The sequence below is a fragment of the Actinoplanes sp. OR16 genome (assembly GCF_004001265.1).
In the GTDB taxonomy this organism is placed as follows: Bacteria; Actinomycetota; Actinomycetes; order Mycobacteriales; family Micromonosporaceae; genus Actinoplanes.
Map to the genome: position 1 here is coordinate 4,997,578 of NZ_AP019371.1, position 19,371 is coordinate 5,016,948.

The 19,371-nt window shown below is 71.1% G+C and carries 19 protein-coding genes; 13 read left to right on the forward strand and 6 right to left on the reverse strand.

Annotated elements, in window-relative coordinates; genetic code table 11:
* Nucleotides 1–12: 12 nt before the first annotated feature.
* The 3 genes from EP757_RS22875 to EP757_RS22885 are packed head-to-tail and all read right to left on the reverse strand — an operon-like array spanning nucleotide 13 to nucleotide 3,583.
* The gene (locus EP757_RS22875; RefSeq protein ID WP_127549171.1) at nucleotides 13–819 is read right to left on the reverse strand and encodes an AbfB domain-containing protein; all 807 of its coding nucleotides are present in this window, start codon (nucleotides 817–819) and stop codon (nucleotides 13–15) included.
* A gap of 57 nt (nucleotides 820–876) precedes the next feature.
* On the reverse strand, nucleotides 877–2,313 hold the full coding sequence (locus EP757_RS22880) for a carboxylesterase/lipase family protein (protein WP_127549173.1): 1,437 nt from the start codon (nucleotides 2,311–2,313) through the stop codon (nucleotides 877–879).
* 10 nt (nucleotides 2,314–2,323) lie between these two features.
* On the reverse strand, nucleotides 2,324–3,583 hold the full coding sequence (locus EP757_RS22885; protein WP_127549175.1) for an MFS transporter: 1,260 nt from the start codon (nucleotides 3,581–3,583) through the stop codon (nucleotides 2,324–2,326).
* Nucleotides 3,584–3,759: 176 nt separating this feature from the next.
* Between EP757_RS22885 and EP757_RS22890 the strand changes: the two genes are divergently transcribed.
* From EP757_RS22890 to EP757_RS22900, 3 genes are all read left to right on the forward strand, one after another.
* Nucleotides 3,760–4,923, forward strand: a complete 1,164-nt coding sequence (locus EP757_RS22890) for an ROK family protein (RefSeq protein ID WP_232050701.1) — start codon at nucleotides 3,760–3,762, stop codon at nucleotides 4,921–4,923.
* A gap of 173 nt (nucleotides 4,924–5,096) precedes the next feature.
* Nucleotides 5,097–5,939: an ABC transporter ATP-binding protein gene (locus EP757_RS22895; protein WP_127549179.1), complete on the forward strand. Its 843-nt coding sequence runs from the start codon at nucleotides 5,097–5,099 to the stop codon at nucleotides 5,937–5,939.
* Nucleotides 5,936–6,739 (forward strand): ABC transporter permease, encoded by an 804-nt coding sequence (locus EP757_RS22900; RefSeq protein WP_127549181.1) that lies wholly within the window; start codon nucleotides 5,936–5,938, stop codon nucleotides 6,737–6,739. Before EP757_RS22895 ends, EP757_RS22900 begins: the two co-directional genes overlap by 4 nt.
* Here the strand turns inward: EP757_RS22900 and EP757_RS22905 are convergent.
* Nucleotides 6,721–7,539, reverse strand: a complete 819-nt coding sequence (locus tag EP757_RS22905) for an IclR family transcriptional regulator (protein ID WP_160165854.1) — start codon at nucleotides 7,537–7,539, stop codon at nucleotides 6,721–6,723. The two genes, EP757_RS22900 and EP757_RS22905, sit on opposite strands and share 19 nt — an antisense overlap.
* 159 nt (nucleotides 7,540–7,698) lie before the next feature.
* Here EP757_RS22905 and EP757_RS22910 point away from each other — a divergent pair, with 159 nt between their 5' ends.
* The 4 genes from EP757_RS22910 to EP757_RS22925 all read left to right on the forward strand — a co-directional run bounded on the left by EP757_RS22910 (nucleotide 7,699) and on the right by EP757_RS22925 (nucleotide 12,974).
* Nucleotides 7,699–9,189 carry an AMP-binding protein gene (locus EP757_RS22910; protein ID WP_160165855.1) on the forward strand — a complete coding sequence of 497 codons (1,491 nt, stop codon included), beginning with the start codon at nucleotides 7,699–7,701 and terminating at the stop codon, nucleotides 9,187–9,189.
* Complete coding sequence (locus EP757_RS22915) at nucleotides 9,171–11,327, forward strand: CoA transferase (protein WP_127549187.1); 2,157 nt, start codon at nucleotides 9,171–9,173, stop codon at nucleotides 11,325–11,327. Before EP757_RS22910 ends, EP757_RS22915 begins: the two co-directional genes overlap by 19 nt.
* 14 nt (nucleotides 11,328–11,341) lie before the next feature.
* Nucleotides 11,342–12,094, forward strand: coding sequence for an enoyl-CoA hydratase/isomerase family protein (locus EP757_RS22920; protein ID WP_197725353.1), 753 nt, complete (start codon nucleotides 11,342–11,344; stop codon nucleotides 12,092–12,094).
* A gap of 79 nt (nucleotides 12,095–12,173) precedes the next feature.
* A complete protein-coding gene (locus EP757_RS22925; RefSeq protein ID WP_160165856.1) occupies nucleotides 12,174–12,974 on the forward strand; it encodes an IclR family transcriptional regulator in 801 nt (266 codons plus the stop codon).
* Here EP757_RS22925 and EP757_RS22930 read toward each other — a convergent pair.
* Complete coding sequence (locus tag EP757_RS22930; protein WP_127549193.1) at nucleotides 12,955–13,758, reverse strand: alpha/beta fold hydrolase; 804 nt, start codon at nucleotides 13,756–13,758, stop codon at nucleotides 12,955–12,957. The genes EP757_RS22925 and EP757_RS22930 overlap by 20 nt on opposite strands.
* A 180-nt stretch (nucleotides 13,759–13,938) precedes the next feature.
* Between EP757_RS22930 and EP757_RS22935 the strand changes: the two genes are divergently transcribed.
* The 3 genes from EP757_RS22935 to dmpG are packed head-to-tail and all read left to right on the forward strand — an operon-like array spanning nucleotide 13,939 to nucleotide 16,705.
* Nucleotides 13,939–14,736: a 2-keto-4-pentenoate hydratase gene (locus EP757_RS22935; protein WP_127549195.1), complete on the forward strand. Its 798-nt coding sequence runs from the start codon at nucleotides 13,939–13,941 to the stop codon at nucleotides 14,734–14,736.
* On the forward strand, nucleotides 14,733–15,683 hold the full coding sequence (locus EP757_RS22940) for an acetaldehyde dehydrogenase (acetylating) (RefSeq protein ID WP_127549197.1): 951 nt from the start codon (nucleotides 14,733–14,735) through the stop codon (nucleotides 15,681–15,683). Before EP757_RS22935 ends, EP757_RS22940 begins: the two co-directional genes overlap by 4 nt.
* Nucleotides 15,680–16,705 carry a 4-hydroxy-2-oxovalerate aldolase gene (gene dmpG, locus EP757_RS22945; RefSeq protein WP_127549199.1) on the forward strand — a complete coding sequence of 342 codons (1,026 nt, stop codon included), beginning with the start codon at nucleotides 15,680–15,682 and terminating at the stop codon, nucleotides 16,703–16,705. The genes EP757_RS22940 and dmpG overlap by 4 nt, the downstream gene beginning before the upstream one ends.
* 70 nt (nucleotides 16,706–16,775) lie before the next feature.
* Here dmpG and EP757_RS22950 read toward each other — a convergent pair whose 3' ends face one another.
* Nucleotides 16,776–17,291 (reverse strand): MarR family winged helix-turn-helix transcriptional regulator, encoded by a 516-nt coding sequence (locus tag EP757_RS22950; protein WP_232049952.1) that lies wholly within the window; start codon nucleotides 17,289–17,291, stop codon nucleotides 16,776–16,778.
* Nucleotides 17,292–17,492: 201 nt separating this feature from the next.
* On the opposite strand from EP757_RS22950, the gene EP757_RS43975 reads away from it, so the two are divergent.
* From EP757_RS43975 to EP757_RS22965, 3 genes are all read left to right on the forward strand, one after another.
* The gene (locus EP757_RS43975; RefSeq protein ID WP_127549201.1) at nucleotides 17,493–17,909 is read left to right on the forward strand and encodes a DUF6069 family protein; all 417 of its coding nucleotides are present in this window, start codon (nucleotides 17,493–17,495) and stop codon (nucleotides 17,907–17,909) included.
* A gap of 225 nt (nucleotides 17,910–18,134) precedes the next feature.
* Nucleotides 18,135–18,974: a MerR family transcriptional regulator gene (locus EP757_RS22960; RefSeq protein ID WP_197725354.1), complete on the forward strand. Its 840-nt coding sequence runs from the start codon at nucleotides 18,135–18,137 to the stop codon at nucleotides 18,972–18,974.
* 78 nt (nucleotides 18,975–19,052) lie between these two features.
* Entirely contained in the window at nucleotides 19,053–19,358 is a 306-nt protein-coding gene (locus tag EP757_RS22965; RefSeq protein WP_127549203.1) for a hypothetical protein, read from the forward strand.
* Nucleotides 19,359–19,371: the final 13 nt, after the last annotated feature.

The window sequence follows — 19,371 nt, forward strand, 5'->3', positions numbered from 1 at the left end:
CTTTCCTCGTCGTCACAGCGGAGCGAGCGACGTGAACCTGGTCGCCAGTTGCAGGGGGATCTGCTCGAGCCGGAAAGTGCCGGCGAAGAGCACGAGGTAGCGCTCCGGATCGTCGGCCGACCGCAGAGCTGTCCCGCCGTCGACGGCGACCGGGCAGAAGCCGGCGTCCCGGTCGAACCCGCCGGAACCCGGAGCCTCGTCCAGACGCAGTGCGAAATCGCGGTACCGCAGGAAGTAGCCGGGGTAGTTGACCGACTCGAACGACAGGCATCGGTCGACCGCGTGGCTCGCCCGGACGACGAACCGGGAGTCCATCCGGTCCAGTTCGCTGCTCGACGCGGTGATCACGTCGACGCGGGCGACGAAGTTCCGGTGCCGCAGCCGGTATCCGGGCAGGTTCGGCAGGCCCAGCCCGACGGTGGTGCCGGCGACGATGCCGGGTGGCTTGCTGCTCGTCCGCGGGACCGCCGAGCTGGCGCGCGGCGACGCGGATCGTGGAGTGGCGGTAGCGCTGCGGCTCCGCACCGGACCAGGGGCGGTGCCGGCGCCGGCGCGGACCGCCCGGGTCGCGGTCGGCAGAGGATAGGCGCCGCGGTACGCGATGCCGCCGGGCGCCGGGTCGCTCGGCGCCGGTTGGATCCAGACCGGGGGCGAGGCCGCGGGCAGGGCCCGGGGCTTCGCCGGATCGGGGGTGTCCGGCGAGGAGTGGACCAGCAGCATCGTGGCGGTCGCGGCGTAGCCCGCGACCGCCAGCGCGGTGGCCGCGGCGAGCACCACCAGCGCGCGATTCGTTTTGTCGGAACCGGGTGTCCCGGGCATTTCTGACGACTCCTGGATTACGACGCCATGGGCGTCGGCGCTGACGATGGCACGTGCTCAGATCTCCGCCGTGGCCAGCTCCCACTCCAGGTGGTAGGCGTCCGGGTCGTACGCCGCCGGGTCGGCGTAGACCTTCGCCCCGGCCGGTTCGGCAGCGGCATCGGTCCAGGACAGGTGGCCCGACGTGACGAAGCGGACCCAGTCCGCGTGGACCTCGTCGGCCAGGCGCTGAGGCGGCTCGGCGCCCAGCACCGCGGTGACGCCCTCGGCGTCCAGCAGGTCGAAGACGAACGGGATCTCCAGGCAGTGCACCGCCGCGCCGCTGACTCCCGAGCGATGCCGGAAGTCGTACGTCCAGGTCGGCGCGGTGGCCGCCCGGGACCCCACGATCCGCATGGCGGGAACCCGGACCATGCCGAGCGCGAGGACCGCGCTGCGCAGGAACGACGGGCCCAGTACGGCCGTGCCGGCGAGGAAGCGGCCGATGCCCGTGCCGGACGCGCCGGCCGCGAGCAGCAGTTCGGTCACCTCCGCGGCGTCGACCGGCGGGCTGGGGAAGGAGAACTCGTCGGCGGTGGTCCCCAGCAGCAACGGCGTCGCACGGTGCGGGCCGGTGCTCATGGCGTCGGGGAAACTCAGCACGGTCTCGCCGTCGACCACGGGAGCGAACGCCAGTCCGGTGACGCCGTCGCGCATCGAGGCCACGATGTCGGCGATCGGTGCGGGACCGGCGGGCATGCCGGCCTTCTGCACCTCACGCTGGGCGTCGAGGATCTGGTCCTCGGTGACCGCGCCGAGGTCGTCCACGTTGATGCCGAGCGCGGCCACCAGCTGCGACGTGGTCGTGGCCGCCTCGTCGGGCCGTAGGTCGGTGAGGGCGCTGGACTGGGCGATCGCCCCGTGGAACAGGCCGGCGGTCAGGGGCGACGACATGAGGGTGAGCACGCTGCCGCCGCCCGCCGACTGGCCCGCGATCGTGACGCGTTCCGGGTCGCCGCCGAACGCCGCGATGTTCTCGCGTACCCATCGCAGAGCGGCGATCTGGTCGAGCACGCCGCGGTTGCCGGGGACGCCGTCGATCCAGCCGAAACCATCGAAACCCAGGCGGTACGAGAGGGTCACGGTGACCACACCGTCCCGGTTGAACGAGCGGCCGTCGTACCAGGGGCTGGCGGGTGATCCGGCGAAGTAGCCGCCGCCGTGGATCCAGACCAGGACCGGGAGCCTGCCGTCGACCGACGGCGTGAAGACGTTGACGTTGAGCGTCTGCTCGCCGGCGATGGACGGCTCGGGGATGGTGGTCACGTCACCGAACGGGCGGCGCTGGGCGGTCGGGCCGTACGCGGTGGCGTCGCGCACACCGGTCCACGGCTGCACCGGCCCGGGAGCCTGGAAGCGGACCGGCGTGGCGAACGGGATGCCGAGGAACGCGAGCGAACCGGGGCGTTCCCCGCCGCGGACACGACCGGAAGTGATCTCGACGATGGGTGGCACGGGGAGCCTTTCAGCGGGCCGACTTGATCGGCAGGACGAACAGCGAGGAGAAGACGACGGCGACGATGGCGTACACGAAGATCGAGCCGTAGTCGCCGGCGAAGGCGCCCAGCAGTCCGGCCGCGATCAACGGGGTGAGGGTCTGCGGCACGTTCGAGGCGATGTTCAGCACGCCGAGGTCGCGGGCCATGTCGCCCTGGGAGGGCAGCACGTCGATCATCAGAGCGAGGTCCACGGCGATGTAGGCGCCGTAGCCGATGCCGGACAGGGCGGCGTAGACGAGCATCGCGCCGGAGGTGGGCACGGCGAGCGGGACGGCGACCGCGGCGGCCAGCACGATGGTGGCCGTGAAGACGAAGACCTTGCGGCGGCCGAGCATGTCGGAGAGCTTGCCGAAGACCACGGTGCCGATCACCATGGTGACCGACGAGATCATCGAGAGGACGCCGTACAGCGCGCCGGCATCGGCCGACCCGAGCCCGATGTAGTCGGTGAGGATGTACAGCGTGTAGTTCTGGATCGCCTGGTAGCCGAGGACCATGAAGAAGCGCCCGCCGAACGCCCACGCGTAGTCGGGGTGCCGGCGCGGGCTGACCCAGAAGCCCCGCAGGAAAGCACCCCAGCGGAACGGCCGCGGGACCTGCCCGGTCGACGGGGTGTCGCGGTTGATCAGCACGAACAGCACGGTCATGACGATCGCGGCGAGACCCAGCACGGTGTAGCCGACACCGATCCGGTGCAGCTGCCGGCCGGCGAAGGTGATACCGGCCGCCGCGCCGATCGCCAGGCCGGCGCCCTGGAACGCCGAGGCGACACCGCGGCCGCTGGGTTCGACGCGGTCGGCGACGACCGCGGTGGTCGGGCCCTGGAGCGCGTTGAGCAGTACTTGGGCGAGCACCCAGATGGCCGCGATGGCGAGGACCGTGTGGCCGAACTGCATGGCGACCGTGCACAGGCCGCCGCCGATGCCGCCGACGACGATCCACGGCGAGCGCCGGCCGAACCGGGACCGTGTGCGGTCGCTGAGCGCGCCGACGATCGGCTGGACGAAGAGGGTGGCGAGCGCGGACAGCGAGGTGACGAGTGCGAGGTTGCCGACCTTGTGGGCCGGATCGATGTCGGAGACCTGCTGCGGCAGCAGTACGCCGAGGACGCCGGCATAGACCGCGAAGAGCACGAGGTTGTTGACGAGCAGGGAGACGAGCAGGACGGAACGGTGCCGGGCGGGTGCGGGTGTCACGGCGACGTCATCGACGACCTTTTTGCTCATACGGGCTCTCCGGCTGTTCAGCGGATCATGGTGGACGGCATGTTAAGCAGGCATTCCCAGTTAGTTCAAGCCTTGAATCATCTGTTCACTACTTGAACAGTTTCACCGTGCGAGGATGGATCGTGCCTCGAACACACCTCGTCAACAGCGATGTACGCGATCACAACCTGGGCTTGGTGCTAACCACCCTCGATCGCCTCCGGCGGGGCGCCCGAGCCGAGATCGCGCTGGAGACGGGGCTGGCCCGCAGCGCCATCACCAACCTCTCGGCGGTCCTTCTGGAGAACCGCCTGGTGCGCCCGGTGGCCGACCAGCCGCCCCAGCGCGTCGGCCGGCGCATCGAACAGCTGGAGATCGACGGCCGGCACCTCTGCCTGATCGGCGCCCAGCTCGAGGTCGACCAGGCCGTCGTGGTCGCGCACGACCTCACCGGCCGCGAGCTGCACCGCGACGAGATCCCGGTGCGCACGCCGCGTGACGCCGACCCGGAGACCGTCGCGAAAACGATCGCGGACGGCGTGGCCGCCAGCCTCGACCGGCTGACCGGGGTCTCCCCTCTCAGCCTCGACCTGGTCGTGCCCGGCGGTATCGCGCGGGACGCCGCGACCGTCAGCTGTGCGCTGGATCTGGGCTGGATCGACGTGCCGTACCGGACCCTCGTCGCCGCCCGGCTGCCGGCGTTCCCGGCCGGCGTGCATCTGGCCGGCGACGGCTCGCTCGCCGCGTACGCCGAGTTCGCCGCCCTGCGTGCCGAGCCCGGGATGGCCGGGCTCAGCGACGTCTTCTTCCTCAAGTCGGCCACCGGGGTCGGCGCGGGTGTGATCAGCGAGGGGCAGATCCTGCGCAGTGCGCTGCACGCCCCCGGCCACATGATCGTGGTGCCGGACGGTGAGCAGTGCGAATGCGGGCGGCGCGGGTGTTTCGTCACGGTCGCCGATCCGGAGGTCGTCGTCCGCCGGGCCGGGCTCACCGACGTACGCCGGGAGCGTGGTCTGCCGATGGCCCTGGACGAACTGGTCCGCCGGGTGCGGGACGGCGATCCGGCCGCGCGGGCGGCCGCGGAGGAGGCCGTGTTCTGGTTCCGCATTCTGATCGACAACGCCAACCTCATGTACGAGCCGCAGATGGTGGTGCTCGGCGGCTACCTGGCGGCGTTCGCCGCTGAACTGGCCGACCTGCCCGAGACCACCCTCTCGACACTGGGATACGGGTCGCGGCAGGGTCGCGACGCGCTCGTTCCGGCACGGCTGGGCGCCTTCGCCGCGGTGCAGGGCGCGCTGACCCTGCGGCGGCTCGAGCTGCTCTCCGCACCGGCCCGATCCGGGCTGTTGTCGGCCTAGAACCCCGGCGGGAGCGCGGCGAGCCGGTCCATGGTGGCGGCTGTCCGCCCGCCCGTACAGCGGATCGTCCCGATGAGCGGACCGGATGTTGCCGGGCTGTTTCCGCAGGTAACGGGTTCGCTCAGCGGACCAGGATCGTTTTCGCTGGTCCGATGCCTCGATATACCACCTGGATGACAAGCAACCTCGGTGTAGCGATTCCCGGCGATCAGTCCCCCAGCCGCGAGCCGGGCATCGTGCTCGACGACGTAGGCATCGGGTTCGGCGCGTTCCAAGCGGTCAGCGGGATCGACCTCGACATAGCCGGAGGCGAATTCATCTGCCTGCTCGGTCCCAGTGGCTGCGGCAAGTCCACGGTGCTCATGGCGGTGGCCGGCTTCGTCGCACCGAACAACGGCCGGATCCAGGTCGGCGGCGAGGCGGTGACCGGTCCCCGCCCGGAGTGCGGCGTGGTGTTCCAGAGCAGCGACGCCCTGTTCGACTGGCTGACGGTCCGGCAGAACGTCGCCTTCGGCCCGCGGATGCGCGGGGTCGAGAAGGGCCGGCAGCGGGAGATCGTCGACGAATACCTCGGCCTCGTCGGGCTGCGCCACGCGGCCGGCAAATACCCGAACCAGTTGTCCGGTGGCATGCGGCAGCGGGCCCAGATCGCGCGGGTGCTCGCCAACGAACCCCGGGTCGTGCTGATGGACGAGCCGTTCGGCGCGCTCGACGCGCAGACCAGGGAGGTGATGCAGCATGAACTGGACCGGATCTGGCAGACCCACCGCAGCACGGTCCTCTTCGTCACCCACGACATCGACGAGGCGATCCTGCTGGCCGACCGGGTGATCGTCATGACGGCGGGCCCGAGCGCCCGGGTCAAGAGCTCCTACGAGGTCGGCCTACCCCGGCCGCGTCAGGAGGGCAGCGCCGAGTTCGTGGAGCTGCGCCGCCGGCTGCGCGCCGACATCAGCGAAGAGGTCCGCGTCTCGCTGCAGGCTCAGGGCATCGACCCGGAACGGGCCGCGGCATGACCGCCGTCGCGCAACGCCCGGTCGCTGCCGTGCCCGGCCTACGCCGCCGGCGATTCGCCGGCCTCGCCTGGACCGCGGTCACCCTGGCCGCCGGCCTCGCCGTCTGGGCCGCGGTCGCCTGGTGGTACGGCCCCACGCTCACCGCATCACCCGCCGACACCCTACGAGCCGGCATCGACCTGGCCGAAGACGGCTCACTCGGCGCATCCATACTCGCCTCGGCCCGCCGCATCCTCTCCGGCTGGGCACTCGGTGTCCTGGTCGGCGCCCCCGTCGGCATCCTGATGGGCCGGGTCACGGCCATCCGCCGGCTGCTCGACCCGTACATCGAATTCTTTCGCTTCATCCCGCCGATCGCGTTCGTCACCCTGGCCATCGTCTGGTTCGGCATCGGCGAGACCTCGAAGATCATCCTGATCTTCTACACCTCGGTCTTCCTCGTCACCGTCAACACCATCGCCGGCGTCCTGGCCATCGACGAATCGAAACTGCGCGCCGCCACCAGCCTCGGCGCCAACCGCCGCCAGCTACTGCACGCCGTCGTGCTGCCCGCCACCATCCCCTACATCATCACCGGCGCCCGCCTCGCCATGGGCAACAGCTTCCTCACCATCGTCTCCGCCGAGATCGTCGCCGCCGACACCGGCCTCGGCGCCCTCATCTGGCAAGCCCGCAACTACGGCCGCATCGACTGGATCTTCGTCGGCATCATCGCCCTGGGCCTGCTCGGCTACACCTGCGACCGGCTCATCCGCCTCCTCGCCGGACGGCTCCTACGCCGCTACGGCGTGAAGGTCTGATCACCGGGAGCCCGCGGACCGTCCGGTTTCGCGGGCTTCCCGCCGGCCGGGGCGTCCAGCGCGCGGCTGATGTGGGCGGCGGTCGCCCACAGCATGCGGACGACCTGCTGATCGTCGTGACGGTCGAGCGGCAGCGTCGCCGACACCGCGGCCACGACGTGCTGGGGGTCCCCCAGGGTGATCGGGACGGCGTACGACTTGTACCCCTCAAGGGTCTCTTCGCTCTCGGTGGACCACCGGCGTTCACGGACCGCCGTCATCTGTGCCTTCAGCTGACGGGCGCTGCGGATGCTGTGGCCGGTCCGGGGTGTCGAACCCTGGTCCTCCAGGGCGGCGACGAGGCGCTCCTCGTCGGTGCTGTGCGCGATGAACACCTTGCCGGAGGCGGCGAACCAGATGGGGACCCGGGTGCCGACCGTGGTGTGGATCCGGGTGTCCCGGAGCCCGGCGAGACGTTCGAGGAAGACGGTCTCGAGGTCGTGCTGCACGGCCAGGTGGACGGTGGCCCGGGTGGAGGAATGCAGGTCCATGAGCGCCGGCCGGGCGATGTGGCGGAGATTGGCCGGTCCGGGCACGAGCTGGCCGAGTTCGTACATGCGCCAGCCGAGCTGATAGCCGGCCTCCACTCGTTCCAGCATGTTCAGATCCACCAGTTCCTGCGCCAGCCGGTGGACGGTCGCCTTCGCGATGCCGGAGCGCCGGCTCAGGTCGCTGAGACCCAGCGTGCTGCGGTCGCCGAAGGCGCCGAGCAGCAGGAGAGCCTTGCTCAGCACGGACGGCGACGGGTCGGGGACGGGCACAGCCTGCATTGTGAGGTGGGCCCGTATCCGTGTCTACGGCGCTTTGTGACATTCGTGAAACAGCGCGCAAGTGCACCCGGTCCGGTGACCGGTCCGGGCGCGTTGGCCGAACCCGGGCTCCGCCGGAAGATCAGGTCTCGATGACTGATGGGAGGCGACGTGATCCCGATCGCCGATGACCCGGAGACCTTGATCGACCTTCTGATCCGCCGGGCGGCCACCGAGCCCGCAGCGGTCGTCGCGACGTTCGCCGGTGACGTACGGCAGGACCTCACCGCGGGTGAGTGGCTCGCCTGCGCGGAAGCGGTAGCGCGCCTGCTCGCCTCGCCGTCGCTGGGCCTGTCCCCGGAAGACCCGGTGCTGACCTGTGTGCGGCCGGGTCCGGCGCTGGTGGTGGTCCTGGCCGCGGTGGCTCGTGCCGGACTCGTGGAGGTGCCGGTCACCGCCGACGGGACCACGCCGATGCGGGCGCGGGTCGCGGTGGTGGGAACCGGTGCGCTGTCCCGCAATCCGCGTCTGGCCACCATCGCCCCGATCGTGCGGACCGTGGACGACGGCGGCGGCCCCGGCGATCTTCAGGACCTGCCGCCCGGCCCGCTCGGGCCGCTGCCGGGCCCCGCCGACCCGGCACTGGTGCTGAGCACCTCGGGCTCCACCGGGCGTCCCAAGGGGGTGATGCTGCCGCATTTCGCCGGAGTGCGGCACGCACGCCGGGTCTCGGCCTCGCTGAGGTACGGACCAGGGGACGTGCTCTACAACGCGTTCCCGTGGAACCACGTCAACATCCGGCACACCGGCCTGGTCGCCGCCCTGGTCAGCGGCGCCCGGCTGCTGGCGGTGCCACGGTTCTCGGCGTCCCGTTTCTGGCAGGTGTGCCGTGCGGAGAACGTGACGGCGTTCAACTTCATGGGCGCGGTCGCGGCGATCCTGCTGCGCGCGCCGGCCGGAGACCGCGACCGCGACCACCGCATCACCCGGGCGTACGGCGGCCCCGCGCCGCGCTGGCTGGCCGCACAGTTCCGGGAGCGATTCGGCGTGCAGCTCGTGGAGGCGTACGCGTGCACCGAGCTCGGTGACATCGCCAGCAACGAAGTCGGCGACGTGACCGAGGGCACCGCGGGGCGCCCGGTGCCGGAGTACGACGTGCGGCTCGACGATCAGGGCCGCATCGCGGTGCGGCCCCGGCATCCGCACATCAGCACGCTCGGCTATACCGGCAGCTCACAGCCACCGCCGGAGTGGATCGTCACCGGTGACCTCGGCCGGTTCGACGACGGCGGCCGGCTGGTCTTCTGCGGGCGGCACACCGACGTGATCCGCCGCCGGGGCGAGAACATCTCGGCCTGGCAGGTGGAGTCGATCGTCGAGGCCATGCCCGGCGTGCGGGAGGCGGCCGCCGTCGGGGTGCCGTCCGCATTGACCGAGGAGGACCTGCTCCTCGCCGTGTCCGGCGACGTCACCGAGGAGGCGGTGCACACCTGGTGCCGCGCCCGCCTGCCCCGGCACGCCTGGCCGCGCTACGTGAGCCTGGTCGCCGCGCTGCCCCGCACCGCCTCCACCAAGGTCAGCAAGCCGGCCCTGCGCGACCTCGTCGGCAAAGACCTCGAACATCTGAGACGGAAGGATCCCGCATGCGAGTCCTGGACCTGACCGACGACCTCGGCGCCGCAGCGATCCGCGCCCTGGTGGGGCTCGGCGCCGACGTCGTCCGGGTGCCGGCCGGTGCTCCTGGTCCTTCGGCGAGCGAATTGCACTGGTACGCCGGAACCCGCGTGATCACCGCCGGTCACGCTGAACTCGACGCGCTGGCCATGGACGCCGACGTCGTGATCGAGAGCGGTCCACGGCAGACCCTGCGAGGGCTGACCGAAGCGGGCACGTCGCGCTGGCCGGACCGCGTCCACGTGGTGGTGACGCCGTTCGGGCTCACCGGGCCGCGCCGGGACTGGCGGGGCGGCGACCTGGTGACGGCCTCCGCGGGCGGCATGACCTGGCTCGGCGGACGCCCGGACGGTCCGCCGAAGCCGCCGCCGCGCGAGTCCGCCCTGCAGGTCGCGGGAGCGCATGCGGCGATCGCGGCGTATCTCGGCCTGCTCGACCGGCGCCGCGGGCTGATCGACGTCTCCGTGCAGCAGGCCGTCGCCGCGACCCTGGAGACCGGCGCGGTCTCGTGGATCCACGCGGGCGCGTTCCCCCGGCGCAGCGGTGGCGTCTACGCCCATGTCGCGGCGCGCATCTTCCGGGCTGCCGACGGCTATGTCGCCGGCGGGTACTCGGGCCCCAGCCGCATGTGGACCGACCTGCTGGCCTGGATGGACGAGACGGGTGAGGCCGAGGACCTGACCGAGGAGAAGTACGCCGACGCCGTCTACCGCTGGACCGCCCGCCCGCACGTCGACGAGGTGGTCGCTCGCTTCACCGCCCGCCGCACGGCCGCTGAGCTGGGCGAGGAGGGCCGGCGGCGGGCGCTGCCCTGGGCCGAGGTCAGCCGCGCCGATCAGCTCGTCGGCAACCCGCAGCTGGAGAGCCGGGGCTTCTTCATCACGGTCGGCGGTCTCACCGACGTCGGCTATCCGGTCCGGCTACCGCCTCTGGCTGCGAAAGAGGTGAGGAAGCCGATCCGCAAGAGCCTCGCCGGGCTGCGCGTGCTGGACCTGACGTGGGTGCTCGCCGGTCCGTACGCGACCAGGCAGCTCGCCGATTTCGGCGCCGACGTCATCAAGGTGGAGTCGCGGCACCGGCAGGACCCGACCCGGTTCCAGCCGTCGATGCGGATGCGGCCGGGCGCCACGTTCGACGACGGCGGCTATTTCCTGAACTTCAACCGCGGCAAGCGCAGCATCGCGGTGAACATGCGCCTCCCCGAAGGCCAGGCGCTCGTCCGCCGGCTGGCCCGCGAATGCGACGTGATCATCGACAACTACAGCCCGGGCACGATGGCGAAGTGGGGTCTCGACCACGCGTCGCTGAGCGCGGCGAACCCCGATCTGATCGCGGTGTCGATGTCGGGCGTCGGGCAGACCGGCCCGTGGCGCAACGCGGTCACCTTCGCCGACACCCTCGCGGCGATGTCCGGGCTCACTCACGAGACGGCCGATCCCGGCGGCGACCCGCAGGGTCTCACGTTCGGCCTCGGCGACATGGTCGCGGCGAACGCGGCGGTCCTGGCCGTCCTCGCCATGCTCGCCGAAGGGCGCGGCGGGTTCGTCGACCTGTCCCAGCTCGAGACGATGGCCGCGGCGATGGGCCCGGCCGTCCTGGAGCATCAGCTCGGCCCGGAACGCACCGGCGCCACCCCGAGCCGTCCGCACCGGGTGGCCCGCCGTTCGCCGCACGGGGTCTATCCCGCCCGGGGCGAGGACCGCTGGGTGGCGATCGCGGTCGATGACGACGCGCAGTGGCGTTCCCTGGCCCGCCTCACCGGGATCGGCACTCCCGGTCTGTCGCTGACCGAGCGGAAGGCCGCGGAGGACCACATCGACGACGCTCTTGCCGCCTGGACCAGCACCCGAGACGCGGAAGCGACCGCTGTGGCACTCCAGAACGCGGGTGTGCCGGCCGCCGTCGTGGCGACCGGTGAGGACCTCGTCGAACGCGACCCCCAGCTCGCCGCCCGCGGGTTCTACCCGGTCCTGCGGCACCCGATCGCCGGGGAGGTGCGGCACGAGGGCGGTGTCATCGCCGGTGCCGGCTCCCGTCCCGCGCCGCTGCTCGGCGAGCACACGACCCAGATTCTCGAAGAACTTCTCGGCGACGCGTCCGCCGCCGAGCCGGCCGTTCTGGAGTGATCAGCATGCTGGAAGTGTCCGTATCCGACGCCGTCGCCACCATCGTCATCGACCGGCCACCCGCGAACGCGGTGAACCCGGCGCTGATCGAGGAGTTCCTCAAGATCCTGCCGGGCATCGCCGGCGATCCCGCGGTGCGGTGCATCGTCATCACCGGGACCGGCCGGTTCTTCGTGGCCGGCGCCGACATCGCGGTGATGCGTGACCTGTCCCGGGACAACCATGTCCGGATGCGGCGCTGGGTTGAGGTGCAGCGCCTGCTGGAGGTGGCCCCCAAACCGGTGATCGCGGCGATCAACGGGCACGCGCTGGGCGGCGGCGCGGAGCTCGCCCTGGCCTGCGACCTGCGGATCGCTGCCGCCGGCGCCACGGTCGGGTTCCCGGAGATGCGGCTCGGGCTGTTCCCCGGCGCCGGCGGCAGCCAGCGTCTGCCGCGCCTGCTCGGCGTGCACCGGGCGAGGCTTCTGATGATCGAGGGAGACCGGATGAGCGCCGCGCAGGCGCTGGCGATCGGCCTGGTCGACGAGGTCGTCCGGGACGAGGACTTCGCCGGCGCCGTGACGGACCGGGCGCGGGACTGGGCGACCCGGCCGACCACGGCGATAGGGCTTCTCAAACGCTCGATGGCCGAGGGCGCGTCACTCGACATCGACGGCGCGCTGGGCGCCGAGTGGGCGGCTGTCCAGCAGTTGATCACCACGGAGGATGCTGCCGAGGGCTTGCAGGCCTTCCTCGACTCCAGACTCCCGAGGTTCACGGGTCGCTGAGCCGCGGAACCGGTCCGGTGAGCGGACCGCTCCGTTGATACAGGTAACAAACGTGGCGAACCATCGGCTGATGGAGCTCATGAGCACGTCAGCGTGCCTGTTCGAACCCGATCCGGCCCTGCAGCGCGGCACGCAGGACAGCAACAGCGTGCTCGGCAAGGTGCGGCTGATCCTCGAGGTCTTCGGGCTCGACGACGAGACGCTCAGCCTCTCCGAGATGGCCCGGCGGACCGGGCTGGCCAAGGCGTCGGTACATCGGCTGAGTCAGGAGCTGGTCCAGTGGGGGCTGCTGGAACGGCGCAGCGGCGAGTACCGCCTGGGGATGCGGCTGTTCGAGATCGGGCAGCGTGTGCCGCGTCAGCGGATCCTGCGGGATCTCGCCCGGCCGCTCATGGTCGATCTGGTGCAGACGACGAGCGGGACCGTCCACCTCGCCGTGGTGGACGGTCTCGAGGTGCTCTACCTGGAGAAGGTCAGTGGTGGGAACACCCACGTCAGCCGGCCGTCGAGGGTCGCCGGGCGGATGCCGCTGTACTGCACGGCCACCGGTAAGGCGCTGCTCGCGTTCGGGCGGCGGGCCCTGTTCGACGAGGTGCTGTCCGCGCCGCTGATCCGGGTGACCCCGCGCACCACCGTCGCGCCGGGTCTTCTGGCGAGGGAACTGGACCGGGCCCGGGAGGTGGGCTACGCGACCGAGTTCGAGCAGGCCCGGCTCGGGTTCATGAGCGTGGCGATCCCGCTGGCCGGTGCGACCGGCGCGACGGTGGCGGCGCTGTCGGTGACCGTGCCCATGTCGCGGTCGAAGGTCGACCTGCTGGCCGGTCAGCTGAGCGTGGTCGGCCGGCGCATGACGAAGCTGCTCAGCGCCCGGGAGCTGTGACGAACGCGGTCACCAGGGCGGCCACCTCGGACGCCTTCTCCTCCATCAGCGGGATGCGGCCCCCGGCGATGACCGCCACCTCGACGCGGGCAGCAGCGGTCAGGTGCGCCCGGACCACCTCGACATTGGGCAGGGCGAACGGGTCGTCGGACGCGCCGATGATCAGCGTGAGGGCCTCGACCTTGCCGATCCGGTCCTCCATGACGTAGCGGGCGCAGGCCCGGTGCCCCTCCGCCGGGTCGACACCCGGGGCCAGCGCATCGTGGATGAAGCGGTCGAGCAGGTCGGGCCGCCCGGCCGGGAAGTAGGGCCGGCGCTGTGACCACAGCTCGGTGAGGTGGGAGCCGTCCTCGGCGGTCTCGGCGACGTCGACGGAGGGCCCGTCGGCGTGTGACTGCCGGTACTCCGGACCGGTCCACGGTGGCGAGGAGAGAATCAGCTCCCGCACCCGGGACGGGGCCGCGGCGGCCATCTCGATCGCGACGGCGGCGCCGGTGTGGTGGCCCATCAGCGTCGCGCGTTCGATGCCGAGGGCGTCGAGCAGGGCGTACGCGCCGGCCGCCATGGCCTCGATGGTCTGCGGCGCGGGAAGACTCGCGCTGAGGCCGAAACCGTACATGTCCATCGCGATCACCCGGTGACCGCCGGCCAGCATCGGCTGGACCTCACGGAACTCGTCGTGTGAACGCGGAGTCTGGTGCAGGAGCAGGATGGCGGGCCCTTCGCCCGTCTCGGCGTAGTGCATCTGGCCGTACGGTGTCGTCGCGTAACCGCGGGTCGGCATGGGTGTACCTCCGTTTGACGGTGCCGGTCGAAGCGTTGTCATCCGGGGCGAATCCGTGCAACGGGCGCGGTTCGCTCACCGGATCGGCGTGCGGACGGCCACTGGTCCGGTGACCGGAACGAGCGGCTGGGCCGCCTCCCGGTCGGCCGTGCACCATCGGGCTCTCAGCAGGGGAGTCCTATGAATTCACCAACAGCGGCCGCGGCCCAGCGGCTGTTCCACGCTCAGCGCACCGGTGTCCCGTGTGCTCCCGTCCGCGATCTGATCGGCGCGGCGGACGTCGGGCTGGCCTACCGGGTGCAGCGGGCCGGCGTGGATCAGCGGATCGGGGACGGCGAGCACGTCGTCGGCCGCAAGATCGGCCTCACCGCGCCCGTGGTGCAGCGCCAGCTCGGTGTCGACCAGCCGGACTTCGGGGTGCTGTTGCGCGGGATGAACGTCTCGGACCTCGACGAGATCCCGATGGGCGCGCTGCTGCAGCCCAAGGTGGAGGCCGAGGTCGCGTTCCGGCTCGGTGCGGACCTCGACGGTCCGGACCTCGGCCCCGAGGCGATCCGCGCCGCCGTCCTGCATGCGGAGGCGGCCATCGAGATCGTGGACAGCCGCATCGCCGACTGGGACATCAGCATCGCCGACACCATCGCCGACAACGCGTCGAGCGGGTTGTTCGTGCTGTCCGGCCGGCCGGTGCCGCTCAGCGACGTCGAGCCCGCCGACGTGGTCATGCGGATGACCGTCGACGGCGTGGTGGCCTCCGGCGGCACCGGCCGGGACTGTCTCGGCGATCCGCTCGCCGCGCTGGCCTGGCTCGCCCGCACGGCCCGGGACCTGGGGGATCCCCTGCGAGCCGGCGAGGTGGTGCTCTCCGGCGCCCTCGGCCGGATGGTGACCGTCGGGCCCGGCGCCCGGGTGCACGCGGAGATCTCCTCGCTCGGTCCGGTAAGCGCGATCTTCGCGGGAAAGAAGGAGGACTCATGAAGGTCGCCGTGATCGGGTCGGGCAACATCGGCACCGACCTGATGATCAAAATCCTGCGGCGTTCCGCGACGCTGGAGATGGCCGCGATGGTCGGTATCGACCCCGAGTCCGACGGCCTGGCCCGGGCGTGGCGGCTCGGCGTTTCGACCACGGCCGACGGAGTCGACGGGCTGATCGCGATGGACGGCTTCGCCGACATCGGGCTGGTCTTCGACGCCACGTCCGCGCGGGCCCACATCGCCAACGACGCCAAACTGGCGGAGCACGGCAAAACGATGATCGATCTGACGCCGGCCGCGATCGGGCCGTACGTCGTGCCGGCCGTCAACCTGGACCAGCAGCTCGCGGCCGGGGAAGTCGGCAACATCAACATGGTCACCTGTGGCGGGCAGGCCACGATCCCGATCGTCGCCGCGATCTCCCGCGTGGCGCCAGTGCCGTACGCCGAGATCGTCGCCTCCATCGCCTCGAAGTCCGCCGGGCCGGGCACCCGTGCCAACATCGACGAGTTCACCGAGACCACCGCGCACGCGATCGAGCAGGTCGGTGGCGCGCAGCGGGGCAAGGCGCTGATCATCCTGAACCCCGCGGACCCGCCGTTGATCATGCGGGACACGGTGCTGTGCCTCGTCGACGCGGCGTCCCCGTCCGTGCTGGAGGAGATCCGGGTCTCGGTCGAGCGGATGGTCGCGGTCGTCGCCGGCTACGTCCCCGGGTACCGGCTCAAGCAACAGGTCCAGATCAATCCGATCCCGGCTGACCAGCCGGTGCACACCCTCGCCGGTTCCGCGAAAGCCACCCATCAGGTGACCGTCTTCCTCGAAGTGGAGGGGGCCGCACATTATCTTCCGGCGTACGCGGGAAATCTGGACATCATGACCTCGGCCGCCGTCGCCGCCGCCGAGCGCATCGCCGCCGTCCGTGCGAGCCGGGAGGCTTCGGCATGAGCCGCCTGTTCATCCAGGACGTGACCCTTCGCGACGGCATGCACGCCGTCCGCCATCGCATGGATCTCGACGCGATCGCGAAGATCGTCGGGGCGCTCGACGCGGCCGGGGTCGACGGTATCGAGGTCTCGCACGGCGACGGCCTCGCCGGCGGAAGCCTGAACTACGGGCCGGGCTCGCACACCGACTGGCAGTGGCTCGAAGTGGCAGCCGCCAACATCCGCCGGGCGCGGCTCACCACCTTGCTGCTCCCCGGCATCGGCACGATCGCTGAGCTGAAGCAGGCCTACCGGCTCGGTGTCCGCTCGGTGCGGGTGGCCACCCACTGCACCGAGGCCGACGTGTCGGCCCAGCACATCGCCACGGCCAGGGAACTGGGCATGGACGTCTCCGGCTTCCTCATGATGAGCCACATGGCCGAACCCGCGGTGCTGGCCGCGCAAGCGAAGCTCATGGAGTCGTACGGGGCCCACTGCGTCTACGTCACCGACTCCGGCGGACGGCTCCTGATGGACGGCATCCGGGACCGTGTCCGGGCTTACCGCGACGTCCTCGATCCGGCCACCGGGATCGGCATCCATGCCCACGAGAACCTCTCGCTGTCGGTCGCGAACTCCATGATCGCGGTGGAAGAGGGCGTCGTGCGGGTCGACGCGTCCCTCGCCGGACAGGGCGCCGGCGCCGGCAACTGCCCCATCGAGCCGTTCGTCGCCGTCGCGAACCTGCGCGGATGGGAGCACGGCTGCGACCTGTTCGCCTTGCAGGACGCGGCCGAGGAGTTGGTGCGCCCGTTGCAGGACCGTCCGGTGCGGGTCGACAGGGAGACGCTGACCCTCGGCTACGCCGGCGTCTACAGCTCCTTCCTCCGTCATGCCGAGGTGGCCGCCGAGCGGTACGGCATCGACGTGCGCACCATCCTCGTCGAAGTGGGCAGGCGTGGCCTGGTGGGCGGTCAGGAGGACCTGATCGTCGACATCGCCCTGGATTTGGCAGCCGCTTCGCATACACCGCGCGAACCGTGACCGAACGACCTGGGTGTTCACCAGGCGTGTGACGGGCCGTTCCGGGCGAGAACCGGGACGGCCCCGCCGGTCAGCCCGCCTTGACCACCCGGCGGCGGACCTGAGGGCCGCACTGCACGAAGGTGGACAACCGGCCCTCGACGAGCTGGCTCAGCACCCGGATGAAGGCGGCCCGGTCCCGGGCCGGCACCGTGGACAGCACCTCGTCCTGGATCCGCTGCACGATCGTGGTGGCCTGCGCGGCGACCTCCTCACCGGCCGGGGTGACCCCGACGATCCGCGCCCGCCGGTCGGTGCGGGACAGGCGGCGCTCGGCGAGACCGAGGCGCTCCAGCTCGTCCACCGTCACGACCATGGTCGTCTTGTCGATGCCGCACATGTCACCCAGCTGGCTCTGGGTGAACTCACCGGTCATGCCCTTGTAGAGCACGCAGTAGGCGCGAGTGCTGATGCCGAGCTCGGAGAGGCCGGCGGCGTTCTCCAGCGCGAGGGCGTGGTTGACCCAGGAGAGCAGGAACATGACGTCGGGTGCGCCGTCCGGCATCAGGCCGTCACGGGCGGGCGCCTCATTGTGGCTGGTCGTCATCCGGGAAGCATAGCAACGGTGCTGGACGAGATTATCTCGTCCGCAACCAGTTTTAGTTATCTTCGGAATAGTTAGCTTCGGAACGTTCTGGTACGGTCACATCTGGCGCGGGTGCGACGTGCCGCGCCGCGCTAGATCGGCCGTCCATTACCGACATGCCTGCTCACGGCATGGGCATCACCGACAATCGAGGAGCGCGTCATGCCCATCGAAGCCCGTACCACCAGCGTCGCCGGCAGATCCACAGTCCGCACCCGGCTGGTCGCGATCGGCATCGCCCTCGTGGCGGCAGTCGCGATCTGGGGCATCGCCACGGCGGCCGGCGCCCCGCTCGAGGTCGATCAGGGTCAGGGCGTCATGTCGATCAGCCTTATCTCGGTCGTCTTCGCCGTGGTGTTCGTCGGGCTTCTCGCCTGGGGCCTGCTCGCCCTGCTCGAGCGGTCCGCGCGCGGCGTGACGATCTGGACGGTCATCGCGGGCATCGTCACGGCGCTGTCGTTCTTCCCGGTCATCGCCTCCGAGGCGACCACCGGCACGCGGGTGACGCTTGCCGCGATGCACCTGGCCGTGGCGGCCGTCATCATCCCGCTGTTCCGCCGAAGCTCCGGCGCCGCGTGACGGTGATGTGACGGGCGCGTTCGGAGTGGCTCCGAACGCGCCCGTTCCGTGTGTCCCGGCGGCGAGGGCGGCTCTCATCGGAATCCTGCGGCGCCCGCCACTCGCGGGGAGTGTCGTCGGCGGAGGACGGATCGAGGCGGTCGATCAGCTCCCTGCTCGCCGGGTTGCACCTGCCGTAGCGGCACGTGATCTCATCGAGGCACCTCGGCCCGAAAGGCTTCCGCTGTGACGTACTCCTTCGCCATGCCGCCCCGGCAGGTCAAGATCGGTGATGCCGCCGTCTTCGCGGGGACCACGCCGCGCGCCATTCGCCACTACCACCAGATCGGTCTGCTGCCGGAGCCGGAGCGGGGTGTGGACGGTCGCCGCCGCTACGGCTACGACGACATGATCCGCCTGCTGTGGATCCGCAGGATGGCGGAGGCCGGCATCAGCCTCGACGACGTGCGGGCTGCCTTCGGAGGAACTCGGGAGATCGGGGACGTGCTCGGCCGGCTGGAGGCGACCCTGGCCGCCCAGGAGGCCGATATCAGACGCCAGCGCGCGGCCGTCCAGCGTCTCCAGGCCGTGGGAAGCCCACTGGGACTGCTCTCCGAGCTGGTCACCGACCGGCTCGGCCACCTGCCCCCGGGCACGCTGCGCCCCGACGACCTGGACGCGTTGCTGGTCACCGAACGCGTCTTCGGCCCGCTGGGCGCCGCGATCCAGGCCAGCGTGTTCATCGTGCTGGCCACCCATCCCGAGCTGCGAGCCGAGCAGGACCGTCTGGACGCGGCCGAGGCGGCCCTGGACGACACCGCGGAACCCGACGACCCCCGCGTGGAGGAACTCGCCGTACAGCGATGTGCCCACCAGATGGCCCTGGACCGGGCCGTCGAGGCAGCCGGGCTCGACGTGGCCGAGGAGAAGCTCTTCGAGCTCCACGACGCCGACGTCGCGGAGGAGGAAGGCGTCCGGATGAGCGCCCGCGAAGCAGTCACCAAGATGCCCTACGACTTGTCGCCCGCCCGGAAACGCTGCATGGAACGCACGGCACAACTCCTCGCCGCGGACGGAGGCGGGTAGCCGCAGGCGGTGACCGAGTGCGTGCGTCCCGCTGTTAGCGTGCCTGTCGACGGCTCGGTCGATGATGGGTGGAGACTGATGGAGTTCCAGAACTGGCACCTCGCGGTGGTCGCCGTGTTCGCCGCCCTCATCGTCGCGGGGATCCGGCTGTCCCGGCAGAAGACCCTGATCGGTCTCGCCGCCGCTCTGCTCGCCGTCAGTGGCTTTCTGCTCTACACGCTGGTGCTCGAGGAGGACTACGCCAGCCAGGACCTGAACGGCCGGCTGGACGACGTGGCGTTGATCGGCGGCCCCTCGCTGCTCGCCGCCGGTCTGATCCTTCTCGCGGTCAGGCGCCGGCGAGAGGCCGGCGTTGCGGACCCGGATGTCAGTTCGGGGCGGTAGCCGGATCGGAGGC